13 protein-coding genes and 1 pseudogene are annotated in these 15,922 nt (G+C 61.5%); all 14 read right to left on the minus strand.

What is annotated here, in order from left to right; genetic code table 11:
• Window positions 1-310, minus strand: a pseudogene (locus FY112_RS37965) (ABC transporter permease); the annotation flags it as partial.
• Entirely contained in the window at window positions 307-1,134 is an 828-nt protein-coding gene (locus tag FY112_RS21395) for an ABC transporter permease (RefSeq protein WP_151519227.1), read from the minus strand. The pseudogene FY112_RS37965 and the gene FY112_RS21395, both read right to left, overlap by 4 nt.
• Before the next feature lie 69 nt (window positions 1,135-1,203).
• The gene (locus tag FY112_RS21400; protein ID WP_017961936.1) at window positions 1,204-2,226 is read right to left on the minus strand and encodes an ABC transporter substrate-binding protein; all 1,023 of its coding nucleotides are present in this window, start codon (window positions 2,224-2,226) and stop codon (window positions 1,204-1,206) included.
• Window position 2,227: 1 nt separating this feature from the next.
• Window positions 2,228-3,271 (minus strand): LacI family DNA-binding transcriptional regulator, encoded by a 1,044-nt coding sequence (locus FY112_RS21405; protein ID WP_017961935.1) that lies wholly within the window; start codon window positions 3,269-3,271, stop codon window positions 2,228-2,230.
• A 174-nt stretch (window positions 3,272-3,445) separates the two neighbouring features.
• On the minus strand, window positions 3,446-4,879 hold the full coding sequence (locus FY112_RS21410) for an efflux transporter outer membrane subunit (protein WP_017961934.1): 1,434 nt from the start codon (window positions 4,877-4,879) through the stop codon (window positions 3,446-3,448).
• A 148-nt stretch (window positions 4,880-5,027) separates the two neighbouring features.
• Window positions 5,028-8,138, minus strand: a complete 3,111-nt coding sequence (locus FY112_RS21415) for an efflux RND transporter permease subunit (protein WP_151519228.1) — start codon at window positions 8,136-8,138, stop codon at window positions 5,028-5,030.
• Window positions 8,139-8,186: 48 nt separating this feature from the next.
• Complete coding sequence (locus tag FY112_RS21420) at window positions 8,187-9,398, minus strand: efflux RND transporter periplasmic adaptor subunit (RefSeq protein WP_017961932.1); 1,212 nt, start codon at window positions 9,396-9,398, stop codon at window positions 8,187-8,189.
• A 169-nt stretch (window positions 9,399-9,567) separates the two neighbouring features.
• Window positions 9,568-10,170 carry a TetR family transcriptional regulator gene (locus FY112_RS21425; protein ID WP_131630511.1) on the minus strand — a complete coding sequence of 201 codons (603 nt, stop codon included), beginning with the start codon at window positions 10,168-10,170 and terminating at the stop codon, window positions 9,568-9,570.
• Between the two features lie 199 nt (window positions 10,171-10,369).
• Window positions 10,370-11,314, minus strand: coding sequence for a phosphoribosylaminoimidazolesuccinocarboxamide synthase (locus FY112_RS21430; RefSeq protein WP_151519229.1), 945 nt, complete (start codon window positions 11,312-11,314; stop codon window positions 10,370-10,372).
• Window positions 11,315-11,398: 84 nt separating this feature from the next.
• Window positions 11,399-13,141 (minus strand): SLC13 family permease, encoded by a 1,743-nt coding sequence (locus FY112_RS21435; RefSeq protein WP_151519230.1) that lies wholly within the window; start codon window positions 13,139-13,141, stop codon window positions 11,399-11,401.
• A 91-nt stretch (window positions 13,142-13,232) separates the two neighbouring features.
• Window positions 13,233-13,931 carry a phosphoribosyltransferase gene (locus tag FY112_RS21440; protein WP_151519234.1) on the minus strand — a complete coding sequence of 233 codons (699 nt, stop codon included), beginning with the start codon at window positions 13,929-13,931 and terminating at the stop codon, window positions 13,233-13,235.
• 14 nt (window positions 13,932-13,945) lie between these two features.
• The gene (locus FY112_RS21445) at window positions 13,946-14,752 is read right to left on the minus strand and encodes a pseudouridine synthase (protein ID WP_151519231.1); all 807 of its coding nucleotides are present in this window, start codon (window positions 14,750-14,752) and stop codon (window positions 13,946-13,948) included.
• Between the two features lie 157 nt (window positions 14,753-14,909).
• Window positions 14,910-15,116 carry a hypothetical protein gene (locus FY112_RS21450; protein WP_151519232.1) on the minus strand — a complete coding sequence of 69 codons (207 nt, stop codon included), beginning with the start codon at window positions 15,114-15,116 and terminating at the stop codon, window positions 14,910-14,912.
• 140 nt (window positions 15,117-15,256) lie between these two features.
• Entirely contained in the window at window positions 15,257-15,595 is a 339-nt protein-coding gene (locus FY112_RS21455) for a hypothetical protein (RefSeq protein WP_017961927.1), read from the minus strand.
• Between the last annotated feature and the right edge of the window lie 327 nt (window positions 15,596-15,922).

Consider the following 15,922-nt stretch of genomic DNA (forward strand, 5'->3'; position numbering starts at 1 on the left):
GCAGCGAGACGATGGTGCGGACGGTCTCGGCCGCGGGCAGCTTGTAGCGGGAGAGGGCGTAGGCGACAGGGATGCCGAGGAGGAGGGCTGCGAGCGTTCCGAAGACAGCGAGGAACATCGACATGGCGAAGCTGTCGCGGAAACTCTCGATGGTGAACACCTTCATCACCCAACGCAGCGACAAGCCCTGCGGCGGGAAGGCCAGCGTATCGCCTGATGATAGCGAAGCGGCGATGATGATCAGGAACGGGCCGATCAGGAAGACCAGCAGCAGGAAAAGCACGAGAGGCGAAAACAGGCGCAGCGTCATCGGCGGTTCCTCGCCGTCGCAAGGCGTTTCAGCAGAATGTTGGCGGCAAAGCTCATGACGATCAGGATGAAGGCGATGACGCTTGCCGAAACGAAATCATTGGCGACGGAAACCTGCTGATACATCAGCGTTTCCAGCATCAGCACTTTGGAGCCGCCAAGCACGGCGGGGGTGATATAGGCGGTCAGCGATCCGGTGAAGACAAGCGTGCCGCCGACGACGAGGCCTTCCCTGGTCAGCGGCAGGATGACTTTCCAGAAGACCTGGAACCAGTTGGCGCCAAGCACGCGTGCAGCCGGGATCGCATCCTTCGGCATGTTTTCGAGTGCGCTGATCAGCGATAGGATCATCAGCGGCAGAAAGAGCTGCAGGAGGCCGATGAAGACGGCGGTCTCGGTAAACAGCAGCCGCAGCGGCTCGGCGCTGAGACCCAGGCCTGTTATCGCCTGGTTGACGATGCCGGTGCGGCCGAGAATGACGATCCAGGCATATGTGCGGGCCACCGGCGAGATCATCAGCGGCAGGGTCACCAGGCCGATCATCCGGCCCTTGCCATTCGCCGGCAGGTTGACGATGGCAAAGGCTGCGGCATAACCGATGACCGCGGAAACGGCGGTGACTTCGAGGCCGAGCCGGAACGTGCGCAGGAAAACGGTGGGGTTCAACGTCCCGGAGAAGAAATCGGCATAGGCCGATAGGCTCCAGCTGCTGCCGGCGCGGAAGCCCTCCGACAAGAGGATCGCAACGGGCAACAGAAAGACCACGGTCGCAAAGATGGCTGCCGGCAAGGCAAGCGCCAGGGCTTCTGCGCGGTTCTGGAACATGAGGCGCCTTTCGAGTGGACAAGAAGGGGACCCCCGGCAGAGGTGCCGGGGCGAGTTTTCACGCGGGCCTTACTGGCCGACCTTCTCGTTCCACGTCTTCAGCCAGCCGGCGCGATTGTCGAGGGCGACGGCCGATGGGATCAGCTTGAGGCTCTTGGCCGTTTCCTCGCCATAGGTGAGGTTGTTGGCGGCGGCCTCGGAAAGCTTGACCTCGCTGTTTGCTGGGCTGTCGATCAGCTTTTCGGCGAGTTTGGTCTGGATGTCGGTCGAGAGCCAGAAGTCCATGAACTGCAAAGCGAGATCCTGGTTCTTCGAGCCCTTGGTCAGGACCAGCACGTTCATACCGCCGGTCTGGCCCTCCTTCGGCGTTGCCCAGGCGACCGGGACGTCGAGCTTGGTGAAACCGGCCCAGGAGAAACGGCCGATCGGCGCTGCCCAGATCTCTTCCTGTTGCATCAGTTGCACCAGCTGCGAGGACTTTTCGTAGAAGGTGACGATGTCGTCCTTCTTCTCGCCGAGCGCTTCGATCGGTCCCTTTAGATCCGGCGTGTCCTTGCCGAGCGCCAGGCCGAGCATATGGAGCGCCGGCGGGCCTTGGTTGGTGGTCACGTTCGGAAAGGCGACGTGGCCGACATATTCCGGCTTCAAGAGATCGGCCCAGGAGTCGATCTTCATCTTGTCGGAGCGATAGGCAATCGAAGTGGCGTAGAAGGTGTAACCGACGCTCGTGCCGTCGCCGTTCGGATCCTTGGCGACGTCATAGAGCTTGGCGAAATCGGTGAGTTTTGCGGTATCGATCTTGTCGATCAGGCCGGCGCGGGAGGCGGCCAGCGCATCGGCCATGGAAACGGCGGCGAGATCGACGACGGGGTTGGCCTTGTTCGCCTCCATCTTGGCCAGACGCTCGACGCTGTTGCCGGTCTCGACTACCAGCTTGCAGCCGCATTTGGCTTCGAACGGATCGTAGACGAGCGTCTTGAAATCATCCTGCGCAAAGGCATAGACGGAAATCGTCAGGGTTCGTTCTGCTGCGGCCGCGGCGAGCGGCGAAAGGGCGGCGAACGCTGCCGAGGCAATAAGAGCTTTTTTCATCTTACATGTTCTCCATCTCTGAGGTTTTTGGTGCCGGGATCGCAGGCCCGGATGATTGGCGGACGATCAACTGCATGGCGACGCGTTCGATCTCCGCGGTAACGAGCATGCCCTCGCGGATGCTGCTTGTTCTTATGGTATCCACGAGCGCCGACACGGCAATCCCGGCAATCCTATCCATGTCCATCCGGACCGTCGTCAGCGACGGTGTGACAACAGGCGACCAGATGAGGTCGTCGAAACCGGTGACGCTGACGTCAGTAGGAATGTTGATACCTGCCTGCTGCAACTCCGTCAGCGCCCGCAGCGCCTGCAGGTCGGAGAGGGCTGCGAAGGCGGTGAAACCCTGCCTGACTTTTTCGGCGAGGCCGAGCGGGCAGCCGCCGCCGTTCTCCTGTTCCAGCCTATCGATCCACAGCGTTTCCGAATGCATGCCCGGGCGCATGCCGGAGCGGATGCCGCCGACGCGGTCGTTCTGGACGTTGGATTCCTGATTGTTGCCGATGATAAGGATACGGCGATGGCCGAGGCCTGCGAGGTGGCCGGCGATTTCGCGGCCGCCCTGCCAATGGTCGGCGGCGACGGTGTTGCCGGGCGTCGAGGGAGTGTCGATGACGGCGACCGGACAGGCGGCGGACGAAATGCGGGTGGCGCGGCGGGGAATGATAACCATGCCGTCGACGCCGCGCTCGACCAGGCGGTTGATCGCCTCGATCTGGGCGGCGACATCACCGCGGGAATCGGCGATCAGCACGCCGTAACCTGCGGCGGAGGCAGCAAATTCGATCGCCTGCGCGATCTTCGGGAACAGCGGATTGGCGATATCGGGCAGCACCAGGCCGAGGACGCCGCTTCGGCCGGTCCGTAGCGCCCGCCCGGCCTGGCTCGGGACATAACCGAGCTCGGCTGCATGCTCACGGATCCTTTCGACCAGTTGGCCGGAAACCCGGCCCTTGCCGGAAAGCGCATTGGAAACCGTGGCGACGGAGACGCCGAGCGACGTCGCTATCCTGCTGAGGTTTGGTCCCGGGCGCGATGTTGCCATGATTGACGATCACTCTGATTAATCGTTTAATCAGAGTGATAGCTCAGCTTATCTCGCCTGTCGAATCCGAATTTATCTTATGCGCAATTATTCGGTTGCCGCACGCGGCAGACAAGAAAAAGCCCCGCGAGACGATCGCGAGGCTTTGTACTTTCAGGTCGATTGAAGCAGCTGTCAGCTTTTGACGGCCACAGTCTTCACCGTCGGTGCGGTGGTCTTGCCGCCGGGGGCGAAACCGCCGCCGATTGCGATGTTCAGCGAGACATAGTCCTTGGCCATCTGCTGGACGGCTGCGGCAAGGCTTGCCTGAGCGAGCGAAACCTGGCGCTGGGCGTCGAGAACGTCGAGCAGCGAAGAGGCGCCGTCCTTGTAGGATGCTGTGGAAAGCTCAAGCGTTTCCTGCGTGGTCTTCACTTGGGCCTGAAGTGCTGCGACCGTGCGCGCGTCACGCCGGACGGCCGAAAGTGCATTCTCGACCTGTTCGACGGCGGACAGCACCGTCGACTTCCAGTTGAGATAGGCATTGGCGGCATTGGACTGTGCAGTTTTGACGTTGGCGCGCAGGGCGCCGCCGTCGAAAATCGGCAGATTGAGGGTCGGGCCGAAGGACCAGCCGGTCAGGCCGCCATGGACGCCGCGCTGGTTGATGTAGGACGGCGAGATCGAGCCGCTGAGCGAGATGCTCGGATAAAGCTGCGCCTGGGCAACACCGATATTGGCCGTTGCGGCGGCGAGATCACGCTCCGCTACGCGAATGTCGGGACGGTTGCGGATCAGATCTGCCGGAATGCCGGAGGTGATGCCGCCACGGAATACCGGCTGGCCACGGCCCTTCAGCAATTCATCGACGAGAGCCGAGGCCGGCAGGCCGAGCAGCGTGGCGATGTGATGGGCCGATATGCGGATGTTGGTTTCGAGGCCGGGAATTTCGGCCAGCGTCGACTGTACGAGACCTTCGGCCTGGACGACGTCGAGACGCGAGGCGGCGCCGGCTTCAAGCTGGAACTTGGTCAGTTCGTAGGTTTCCTGACGAGACTTCAGGTTGGCCCTCGAAAGCGCCAGGCGCTGCTGATAATAGCGAACGTCGATATAGCTCGAGACGAGATCTTGCACGAGGGTCAGCTTGGCGACATCAGCGGATGCGTATGCTGAATCGAGCGACGCAAGCGCGCTCTCGGTGCTGCGCTTGTAGAGGCCGAAGAGGTCGAGCAGCCAGCTCAACTGGACGTCGCCGGCACTGGTGTTGCGCGTGTCGAACTGTGTGCGCAGCTCGCCCTTCTGGCCGCTGATCGTGTGCGAAGCGCCGACGTTCAGGTTCGGCAGGCCGCCGGCGCCGGCGGCGATGACGTTGGCGGAAGCCGAATTGATGCGTTCGATCGCCTGCTGGACGGTCAGGTTCTGATCGAGTCCGGCCTGGACATAGCCATTCAGCTTGGGATCGCTGAAGGCGGTCCACCAGGCTGCGGTTGCAACGTCGCCTACACTCTTCGTTCCGCCTTCTCCGAATTTGGCGGGCAGCGGCATTTCAGGAGGAGCATGATCCGGGCCTACGACGCAGCCCGACAACAATAACAATAATGCCGGTGTGGCAAAACGAAGAGATACCATTCATTTCATCCTGTACTCGAGCAAGTCAATTCTTGTCCGACGCTTCATGCTTCACTATCGCCGCCGCGCCTCGTCATACCAAAAAAACACACCGAAGCAGTCGGGCGCAATGTAGCAACGGGAACTGCATTATCACAGTGCATTTATATCACAGTCCTGCCGCATTTTTGGCGCGTGTGGCAAAGATGCGTCGAATGACGACGAAAAACGACGGCACGAAGAAAATTCCGAGCATCGTCGCCGCCAGCATGCCGCCGAGAACGCCGATACCGATGGCATTCTGTGCCGCCGAGCCCGCGCCTGTCGCGATCGCCAGCGGCACGACGCCGAGAATGAAGGCAAGCGAGGTCATGATGATCGGCCGCAGCCGCAATCTCGCAGCTTCCAACGTCGCCTCGTAGAGCCCCATGCCGCTTTCCATGCGGTCCTTGGCGAATTCGACAATCAGAATGGCGTTCTTCGCCGCCAGCCCGATGGTGGTCAGCAAGCCGACCTTGAAATAGACGTCGTTTGCCTGGCCGAAGACCGTTGCCGCCGTCAGCGCCCCGAGGATGCCGACAGGCACCGCCATGATCACCGAGAAGGGGATCGACCAGCTTTCGTAAAGCGCTGCCAGGCAAAGGAAGACAACGAGAACCGAGATCGCGTAAAGCATTGGCGCCTGTGAACCGGAAAGGCGCTCCTGATAGGAGATGCCCTGCCAGGCGACGGTATAACCGCCGCCGAGCTCACTGGTCAGCGCTTCCATTTCGTTCATCGCATCGCCGGAGGAAACTCCGGGTCCGGACGCTCCGTCGAGCGGAATGGCGCTGACGGCGTTGAAGCGGGCAAGCGAAGGCGCGCCCTTCACCCACTCTGTGCGGGTAAAGGCGGAGAAGGGCACCATTTCGCCGTCATTGTTGCGGGCGTACCAGTGGTTTAGATCGCTCGGCTGCATGCGGAAGGGCGCATCGCCCTCGACGTAGACCGGTTTGATCTCGCCGTTCAGCGTGAAGTCGTTGACGTCACGGCCGGTGAAGATGATCGACAGCATCGAATTGACCGAGGTGATGTCGACGCCCATGGCGCCGATCTTTTCCTGATCGAGCACGATGCGCATCTGCGGCTCGACTTCCTTGTTGCTGCTGCGCAGCGCCACGATCTTGCCCGAGCTATTGCCCATCTGGATCAGCCGCTTGGAGGCGGCCGTCAGGGCGTCGTTGCCGTGGCCGCCGGTGTCGACGAGATACATGGAGAAGCCGCTCGACACGCCGAGACCCTGGATCGCCGGCGGCAGAAGCGCGAAGACCTGCGCCTCGCGGATCGCAAAGAAATTGCCAAGCGCACGGTTGACGACCGACTGGGCGCTCAGCGCCGGATCGGTGCGCAGCGAGAAATCCTTGAGCTTGGTGAAGACGATGGCGCTGTTCTGGCCAGAACCGCTGAAGCCGAAACCGAGGGCGCCGAATACGGAATCGACGGCGTCCTTCTCGTTTTCACGATAATATTTCTCGACCTTTTCGACCACTGCCTGGGTCTGCTGCGTGGTCGAGCCCGGCGGCGTGGTGACGATGGTCAACAGGACGCCCTGGTCTTCCTGCGGCAGGAAGGAGCTCGGCAGGCGGGTGAAGAGATAGGCGCAGCCGGCGCCGACCAGAAGGAAGACCAGCATGACGCGGATCGGCCGCTTCAGCAGATAGCCGATGGCGCTGATATAGCCGTTGGTCGAGCGCGTGAAGTTGCGGTTGAACCAGTCGCCGACGCGGTGCTTCCTGTGCTCGCCGACCGGCTTCAGCATGGTGGCGCAAAGTGCGGGCGTCAGTACGAGGGCGACGAGTGCCGACAGCAGCATGGCCGAGACGATGGTGATCGAGAATTGGCGATAGATGATGCCGGTCGAACCGCCGAAGAAGGCCATCGGAATGAAGACGGCAGTGAGGACGAGCGCGATACCGACGATGGCGCCGGTGATCTCCCCCATCGATTTTTCCGTCGCCTCGAGCGGCGAAAGCTTTTCTTCGGACATGATGCGTTCGACGTTTTCGACGACGACGATCGCGTCGTCGACGAGAAGACCGATCGCCAACACCATGGCGAACATCGTCAAGGTATTGATCGAGTAGCCGGTCACCGCCAGCACCCCGAAGGTGCCGAGCAGCACCACGGGAACGGCGATCGTCGGGATCAGCGTCGCGCGGAGATTCTGCAGGAAGACGAGCAGCACCACGAAGACGAGCACGATCGCCTCGATCAGCGTGTGCACGACCTTCTCGATCGACAGTTCCACGAAGGGCGTGGTGTCGTAGGGATAGGTGATCTCGACACCTGCCGGCAGGCCGCGGCCGATAACCTCGAGCGCGGAGCGCACCCGGGCGGCGGTATCGATGGCGTTGGCGCCGATTGCAAGGTTGACGGCGAAACCGGTCGACGGCTGGCCGTTGTAGCGCGAACTGCCGCCGTAGCTTTCCTGGCCGATCTCGATGCGCGAGACGTCGCTCAAGCGCACCGTCGCGCCGTCCTTTTCGACCTTCAGGATGATGTGCTCGAAATCGGCGACGGTCGTCAGCTGGCTTTGGGCGGTGATGGTGACGTTGATCTGCTGGCCGGGGATCGTCGGCTGGGCACCGAGCGAACCGACGGAAACCTGGGTATTCTGCGCCTGGATGGCAGACGTCACGTCGCTCGGCGTCAACTGGTATTTCAAAAGCTTGAACGGATCGAGCCAGACGCGCATGGCATATCCCGAACCGAAGACATTGATGCTGCCGACGCCTTCCAGGCGCTGGATCTGATCCTCGATCGAGGTCGACATGATATTGCCGAGGTCGACAGAGTTGCGCTTGCCGTCGGTCGAAACGAGCGAGCCGACGAGAAGGATGCTCGAGGTCGAGCGGGTGACGCTGATGCCGGCATCGATGACGTCACCTGGAAGCTGCGACTGAACCAGCTGCAGCTTGTTCTGCACCTGCACCTGGGCGATATCGGGGTCGGCGCTCGTCCCGAAGGTGAGCTGGATGCTGGCCGAACCCGTCGATGAGGTCGAGGTCATGTAGGTGAGGTCGTCGAGGCCGGTCATGCCGTCCTCGATGATCGTCGTCACCGACTTCTCGACAGTCTCGGCGCTGGCGCCGCGATAGGTGGCGTTGATGCGAACCGTCGTCGGGGCGATGTCGGGATATTGCGAGATCGACAGCGTGAAAATCGCCAGCAGGCCGGCGAGCATGATGGTGATCGCAATGACCCAGGCGAAAATCGGACGTCGGATGAAAAACTTGGCCATCGGTTGTTCCTGTGCGGCTGAGACGGTGACGATGCGGGCCTGCGGCGATTACTTCGCTGCGGGCTTCTGCGCGTCACCGGCCGCGGGCTGCTCGGCAGCCACGACCACGCCGGTGTCGTTGATCTTCATCGGGACCGGCTTCACCGGCATGCCTGAGGTGATCGATTGCAGGCCGCTGACGATCAGCTGATCGCCGTCCTTGATGCCTTCGGTCACGAGCCAGGAATTGTTGGAGGGCGAGCTGTTCTCGAAGGCGCGGGTTTCGACCTTGCCGTCGGCGGAAATGAACTGTGCCGTCAGCCGGCCGTTGGCGTCACGGCTCGTCGCCAGCTGCGGCAGCGCATAACCGGCCTCGGCGCCGAGCTCAACGGTTGCGCGGACATACATGCCGGGCAAGACGATACGGTCGGGATTGGGAAAGAGCACGCGGATGATGAAGGTGCCGGTCGTCTCACTGACCACCTGCTTCGACATGTCGAGCTTGCCCTGCTGGTTGTATTCCTTGCCGTTTTCGAGGATCAGGTGGAAGACGACATTGGCTTCGCCCTTGATGTCGCCGGCGGCCATCGCATCGCGGAGCTTCAGCAGGTTGGTGCTCGATTCCGTCAGCGAGATGTAGATCGGATCGAGCTGGCGGATCGTCGTCAGCGCCGTCGTCTGGTTGGCAGAGACGACGTTGCCGACATTAACGGCCGTCTGATCGATGATGCCATCGAAAGGGGCGATGATCCTGGTGTGGTCGAGGTCGATCTGTGCAGCGGACAGCGAGGCCTTCGCCGACTCGACTTCGGCCTTGGCCTGGAGCAGCGTCGTCTTGGCTGTTTCGAATTCGATCTGGGTGGCGCCGCTGCCGACGAGGCGCTGGTAGCGGTCGAGATTGCTTTCAGCGCTCGGCACGCTCGCCTGCGCCTTGGAGATTGCCGCCTTGGCCTGCTCGACGGCGGCGATATAGGGTGCATCCTCGATCTGGTAGAGAAGGTCACCCTTCTTGATCTCACCGCCGTCCTTAAAGGCGACCTCGCGGATCAGGCCGCTAACCTGCGGCCGGATATCGGCGGTCTGAAATGTCTCGGCGCGGCCGGGCAGGATCGTGGTGATCGGGAAGCTGCCCTTCGTCAGCGTGATGACGCCGACGGGGGCAGCCTGCTGCGCCCCGGCTGCACCCGCATTGCCGGCGGGCTTGGAGCCACTGTCGCTGCAGGCGGCGAGAAGGGCTGCGAATGCCAGGGCCGAGGAGATGAGGAGGGCACGCCGTATCATGCTGAATTCCTGTGCGGTGGCAATCGCCGTCCAATCTACGAGCTCGGGCCTGCGGGCTCGGCTTGAGCGAGCGCAGGCTTATATAGGCGTCAGGATTGGGTTAGCTTCAAATGCCGTTATCCGAATTTAAGAAAAGCTTTACGAAGTGACGTAATTCAGCAATCATCACTTAGCAAGCGCTATTTTGCAGTGCGGCATGGACGAAACACACGATTTTTTCGGCGCGGTGCACGAGTGTCTCCTTGTCGTCGCGAGCGATCAGGACAGGGTGCAGCACGCAGGCCAGGACGTCTGCAACGGTACGCGCCGCGCTCTCGGGATCGCGGCAATGATAACTTCCCTCCGCCATGCCCTCGCGGATGATCTCGCCGAGCTTTGCCTCGATGCGGGCGCGATAACGATTGCCGGCCTCGAGTTTGGCTTCGATCGTCGAAAGCACCATTTCGAAGATGTAAGGGTTCTTCTGGATGTCCTGCAGGTGGCTTTCCAGCAGGCGCAGGATGAAGCGGAGCAGTTGTTCCTTCGGCGGCAGCTTCTCATCGAAGGCGGCGAAGCGCTCGGCGGCATCGTCGAGATGACGTCCTGCGATCGCATCGACCAGTGCGACCTTGGAACGGAAATGCTTGAAGACATTGGCGGGCGACATGTGGAGCGCGCCGGCGATATCGGCGATCGACACCGCGACGAAGCCGCGCTCGCGAAACAGCATCTCCGCCATGGAGAGAATGTCTTCCCGCGTTTCCTCGGCCTTGCGTCTTGGCCTTCTTACCATCTGTTCCCCGCCGGGCTGAGCCCGATACCCCTTTTTTTCGATGCTAGCGCATAACCCCGAAAATCGGAATCGATTTTCGGAAAGGATTACGCGCCAATTCAAAGTGATAGAGCGTCCTGTTGGACGCGCGGCGCTCTAGCGCGATTGGGCGAAACGCCGCAAACTCATGAACGGCTTGGCGGCCTTCGCGTTCGCCTTTTCAAGGAAAATAGGGAGCGAGGTTGTTTCGGACACGGGCAAGCGGCGTCTCGCCGCTATCGTCTGGGACAAAGCGCTCGCCGGTGATCGCCTCGTAGGCTTTGATATAGACGGCCGAGGTCTGCTCGATCAGTTCGGCGGGGATTTCCGGGATCTCGTCCTTATAGGGGTCGCAGCGCTCCGCCACCCAGGCGCGGACGAAATCCTTGTCGAAACTTTCCGGGCGTTTTCCGGCGGCAAAGCTTGCCGGATAGCTTTCGGCAAGCCAGTAGCGGCTGCTGTCCGGCGTGTGGATCTCGTCGGCGAGGATAATGTTGCCGTCACCATCGGTGCCGAACTCGTATTTGGTGTCGACCAGGATCAGCCCGTTTTTCGCCGCCATCTCCCGGCCACGGGCAAAGAGGGCGAGCGCATATGTCGACAGCGTCTGCCATTGTTCATTGGTGAGAAGGCCACGCGTGATGATTTCGGCCGGGGTCAGCGGCTCATCGTGGCCGCCGTCGAATTCCTTGCTGGTCGGCGTGATGACGGGGTCCGGCAGGATCTGGTTGTCGCGCATGCCGTCAGGCAGACGCATGCCGTACATCTCGCGTTCGCCCTTCTTATAAAGCGTCAGGATCGAGGTGCCGGTGGTGCCGGCGAGATAACCGCGCAGGACGATCTCGACCGGCAGGATGTCGAGCCGCTTGCCGATGACGACATTCGGATCGGGATAGTCGAGAACGTGGTTCGGGCAGATGTCCTTCGTCGCCTCGAACCAGTAGCGCGCCGTCTGCGTCAGTACCTCGCCCTTATAGGGGATGCAGGTGAGGATGCGGTCGAAAGCGCTTAGCCGGTCGGTGCTGATAATAATGCGGCGTCCGTCCGGAAGATCGTAATTCTCGCGCACCTTGCCGCGATAATAGTTCGGCAATTCCGGGATATGGGCTTCGGAGAGAATTCGCACGGTGCTCGACTGTCCTTCATTATTGGGTGAAGACTTCCTGCTCTAGTTTCATTGCTGGGGAAGTCAAGCCGATCGGATATCGCATCAGAGCCAGAACAGACCGGTAAGAAGCAGGGCGAGGCCGTAACTTGAGACGGCAAGCGGCCAGCCGGCGCGCAGGAAGTCACTGAAGCGGTAGCCGCCGATGCCCATTGCCAGCGTGTTGTTGTGATGGCCGAAAGGCGTCAGGAAATCGAGCGACGCGCCGGCGGCGACCGCGATCAGATAGGCGTCAGGCGCATGCCGGCCGGCCCTTGCGAATTCCAGTGCGATCGGGGTCAGGACGATTGCGACCGTTGCGTTGTTGACGAAAGGCGTCAATGCCATGGCGAGAAAGAGGATGAGGGCGATGCCGAAGAGCGGATGGGTGATCGGCACGACGAGGCTCAGCCAGCCGGCAATGGTTTCGGCCGCTCCGGTGCTTGCCACCGCCTGGCCGATCGGGATCATCGAGGCCAACATGATGATGATCGGCCAGTTGAGATCGGCCATCGCCTGACGGATGTTCAGATGATTGAGCAGAGCGAGCACGAGCACGACGCCGGCAAAAGCGATGTCGGGACGCAGGCCGGCCGCCGAGGCGGCGACGCCGCAGGCAAAGAGCGCGAAGGGCCGCCAGGATAGGAGCACCGGTTCGCTCGGTGCTGTCGAGGCGAGCGGCAGGCACTCGCTTTCCTCCAACGCTTCGCCGATTGCAATGCGCGGCCCCTCCAGCGTCAATATATCGCCGATCGACAATTGCAGGTCGAGGAAGCGGCCCTCGATGCGTGGCGCGCGCATGGAAAGGGCGGTGACAGCAACGCCGCGAGAATGGAAGACTTCAAGCGAGCGGACGCGCGAACCGACCAGCGTGCTTTCCGGCATGACCACGGCTTCGATACGGGTGAAATCCGGCTGCAGCCCAAGCGCGTGGGCGTCGGCCATCAGCGCCCGTGTGGCGGCAAGATCGGCAAAAGTCGCATCGGCGCCCTCGGCAAGCAGTACGTCGCCGGGTGCGATCACCAACTGGTCGAGCGGACCGAACGCAAAGTTGTCGTCACGGATCAGCGCGTACGGCTTGATGGCGAACCGTGCCGGGCAATCGGTAAGCCTTACGCCGATCAGCGGTGAGACGTCAGGGATGCGACGCTCGACGACGATGCGCCGCGCCGCCGGGGAGATCGTTGCCGGTGTTTCGTCCGGTTCCGGAAACAGGTGCTGCACGCGAAAGGCGATGAGCAGAATGCCGGCGATGGCCACCGGCAGGCCGACATAGGCGAAATCGAAAAAGTGCAAGCCGGTTCCGGTCGCCTTGGCGAGCGCATCGCTGACGAGCAGGTTGGCCGGCGTGCCGATCAGCGAAACGAGGCCGCCGAGCAGGGCCGCGAACGAGACCGGCATTACGAGCTGGCGGCGGGGGATCGTCAGGACCGTGCCGAGACGTAGCGCTACCGGCAGGGTGATCGCAAAGGCGCCGATATTATTCATGAAGATGGACATGAAGCCGGCGAGCGAGGACGTGCCGGCGATGACCTTGAAGCCCGAAGGTCTTGCAGCCGCGAAACGGGCGGCGAGACTGTCGAAGAGCTTGGCGCGTGCCAGCACCTGGACGATCAGCAGGATCTCGACGACGGTGATGACGACGGGACTGGCGAAGCCCGCGAAGATCTGCTCGGCGGGATAAAGGCCGAGCGCATGGCCGCCAAGCAGGCCGGCGATCGAGACCACCTCGATGCGGATGCGATCGAGCGAGAAGAAAATGAGCATCGCCAGCAGAAGGATCAGCAGGGATGCTTGCTCGAACGACATGGGCGGGTCCGTTGTTTCATCGATCAGGCGGGACTGTAATCGTTCCTCATGCGCTGTACAGAGGCGCCTTCAGCCAAAGATTGAACAATCCTCATATCGCGCGCCAGGCTGGTGGTGCCTGCCACCGGCCTCTGGCGTTCCGCTGCAGAATGGGGGTTGTGAAGACGCCGACGGTGCGCGCGATCCATTGCGGCCCGGCGGCTGCGAGGCTTTCGCGCCAGCGCTCCGATTGCAGCATGGCCGCACCGATGACGACGGGTTCGATGCCGCAGCCTGTCAGCAGATGAAGACCGGCGACGATCGAGGCGCCGCTGGAAATGACGTCATCGATGAGTGCGACGCGTCGTCCCTGCAGCAGCGGCAGCATGCGCGGATCGATATAGAGACGTTTCTGCTGTGTCGGCGTGGTGATCGAAGACAGGGCGACGGAAAGCTCGTCGCGATACCAGAATTTGCGCGAGGTGCCGAGCGGAACGTATCGGCTATGGCCGAGCTTCTGCGCCACGGCAGCGGCCAGCGTCAGGCCGAGCGTCGGCAGGCCGGCGACGACGTCGATGCGCATGGGCCTGATCTTTTCGGCGAGGCTTTCGGCGAGCACATCGAGCACGGCGAAGCTCGCCTGGTTGACAATCAGCGAGGCGAGAGCCTGGCCGCCATCCGTCAACTCACGGATCGGCAGGCGAAGCTGGCGGCCGTCTTCGAGCGTGGCGACAAAGAAGGAGGTGAATTCCCCATCGCCGGCAAAGGTGCCGGGCGGGTGAAGCTCCTGCCAGAAATCGTGCGGCGCCATCTCCGTCACAGCAGTCAATTGCGTCTCGTCCTTTCCATGCCGGTTTTCCGGCGCAGTGCCTGCAATTCCGGTTCGGTCAGCGCACGCACGGCGCCTTTCGGCAGTTCGCCGAGTTCGAGCCCACCGATTGCGACGCGCACGAGGCGCAGGCATTCGGTGCCGAGCGCCTCCAGCATGCGGCGGATCTGGCGGTTGCGGCCCTCGTCGAGCTCGACCTCGATCCATGAATTCCTGTCGCCCTGGCGCAGGCGCCGCGCAGTGGTTGCCGTCAGCAGTTCGCCGTCGTGGCGGATGCCCGATGTCATGGCGGCAATGTCCTCGTCGTCCATGATGCGGTCGATCTGGACATGATAGGTCTTCGTCACATGCGTGACCGGGTCGAGCAGGATCTGGGCGAATTCGGTGTCGTTGGTGAAAAGCAGCAGGCCCTCGCTGGCCTTGTCGAGCCGGCCGACCGGAGTGAGATGCGGGATGTCGAAATCCTTGAGGCAATCATAGACCGTCGGCCTGCCTTCGGGATCGTGGCGGGTGGTGACGAGACCGCGGGGCTTGTTGAGCATCAGATAGATTTTCGCTTCGGCAGCGATGACAAGGCCGTCGATGCTGATGCTTGCCGTGGCAAGATCGACCCATGCGGAAGTATCGCTGACCGTTCGGCCGTCAACCGCAACACGATTTTCGGCGATCAGGCGTTCGGCCTGCGTGCGGGAGCAATAACCGAGCTTGGAAAGGGCACGGGGAAGGGTAACCCGTTTGGCCGCGGCGTTATCGGCGGGCTTTGTCCGTTCACGCGTCTTGTGCGGTGGGCGCCGCTCCCTCATCTGCCATCCTTATCCTGCTTTTGATGCCGTTTTCTTGGCATGAACGACAGAAGGATGCCAGCAGCGTGAATAAAAAACGAGGGGAATAACAGCCGCCGCAAAAGGGCTCAGCGCTTTGGATAAAGCGCCGTCGCGGCTTTGTTAGGGTGGCACTGCCTCAGCGGCAGACCATGAAGCCGGCCAGTTCCTTGCGGCTGACGACGATACCGGCGGCGGCCTTGACCGGATCCGGATGGGTGTAGGACAGACTAGGCATTTCCGGCAGATCGAGTGCCTGGCGCATATTCATGATGCCGACCGCATAGCGGCCATTGGCGCTGTCGACACTGACTTCGATAATGCAGTTGGCCCTCTTGTTTTCCATGGTAGTCCTCCCTTCGTTTTTTATGTTCCCATAGCTGGCATTAAAAATTGGTTTTTCTAAGACATAAGCATTTACGCACCCTGCCGAAAAACGGATCGGCGGGTGCGCAAAAAGCTGGTTTATGAGGCGGTATGGCGTGTTCAGCGCCACCAATGGCGAGGCTGCGGCTGCGAACTGCCGGAGAGCAGGTATCCGGCAAGAAAGCCAATGGCGCCCGCAAGCACCAGGGCAGTGGTCGTTGCGGTCGGATGCTCGCGGGCGGCGTCGGCAGCAGCCACACCTTCGGCCCGGATCTGGGCGACGGCGTTCTTTGCCCGGGGCAGGGCTTCGTCATAAACCTTGCCGGCGCGGCCGCGCACTTCGTAATAGGCTTCGGCTCCCTGAGCGGAAATCATCTTCTGCAGGCGCGAGACTTCCTGTTGGAGTGCGGCGATGTCCTTGCTGACGGATGCTCTGATATCATCGGTATTGGCAGCCATGTCGGTCTCCTTCCTTCAATGGGAAAGACAACACCCAACTCGGTGATAGGTTCCGAAATCTCAGCCGCTGATTTGTGACGGAAATTTAAAGCTCGCCGGTCGCAGGCACTTTAATCCTCCGTTAACCATAATTTCGCGCAAGATCCTGTTTTCTCGCTATCTTTCGGTCGTTGAGAACGACTTTCCGATGGATTTTTGACCAGCCGGTAAAGGAATTTTCGGGAATCCGTCCCGAAAGGGCGCCCTGTGGATAATATCGACCGACAAAAATGCCAGCCGAATCAACCTGTTACAAAAATGTCAAAAAACTTTGGTTGGGTGTGTTGA

The organism is Rhizobium sp. PEPV16, from assembly GCF_008919455.1.
GTDB classification, from domain to species: Bacteria; Pseudomonadota; Alphaproteobacteria; order Rhizobiales; family Rhizobiaceae; genus Rhizobium; species Rhizobium leguminosarum_Q.

Coding starts and splice junctions, on each gene's coding strand:
- FY112_RS21445 (WP_151519231.1), bottom strand. CDS start 14,752: ATGAGGGAGCGGCGCCCACCGCACAAGACGCGTGAACGGACAAAGCCC.
- FY112_RS21400 (WP_017961936.1), bottom strand. CDS start 2,226: ATGAAAAAAGCTCTTATTGCCTCGGCAGCGTTCGCCGCCCTTTCGCCG.
- FY112_RS21440 (WP_151519234.1), bottom strand. CDS start 13,931: ATGGCGCCGCACGATTTCTGGCAGGAGCTTCACCCGCCCGGCACCTTT.
- FY112_RS21405 (WP_017961935.1), bottom strand. CDS start 3,271: ATGGCAACATCGCGCCCGGGACCAAACCTCAGCAGGATAGCGACGTCG.
- FY112_RS21435 (WP_151519230.1), bottom strand. CDS start 13,141: ATGTCGTTCGAGCAAGCATCCCTGCTGATCCTTCTGCTGGCGATGCTC.
- FY112_RS21415 (WP_151519228.1), bottom strand. CDS start 8,138: ATGGCCAAGTTTTTCATCCGACGTCCGATTTTCGCCTGGGTCATTGCG.
- FY112_RS21395 (WP_151519227.1), bottom strand. CDS start 1,134: ATGTTCCAGAACCGCGCAGAAGCCCTGGCGCTTGCCTTGCCGGCAGCC.
- FY112_RS21425 (WP_131630511.1), bottom strand. CDS start 10,170: ATGGTAAGAAGGCCAAGACGCAAGGCCGAGGAAACGCGGGAAGACATT.
- FY112_RS21410 (WP_017961934.1), bottom strand. CDS start 4,879: ATGGTATCTCTTCGTTTTGCCACACCGGCATTATTGTTATTGTTGTCG.
- FY112_RS21455 (WP_017961927.1), bottom strand. CDS start 15,595: ATGGCTGCCAATACCGATGATATCAGAGCATCCGTCAGCAAGGACATC.
- FY112_RS21450 (WP_151519232.1), bottom strand. CDS start 15,116: ATGGAAAACAAGAGGGCCAACTGCATTATCGAAGTCAGTGTCGACAGC.
- FY112_RS21420 (WP_017961932.1), bottom strand. CDS start 9,398: ATGATACGGCGTGCCCTCCTCATCTCCTCGGCCCTGGCATTCGCAGCC.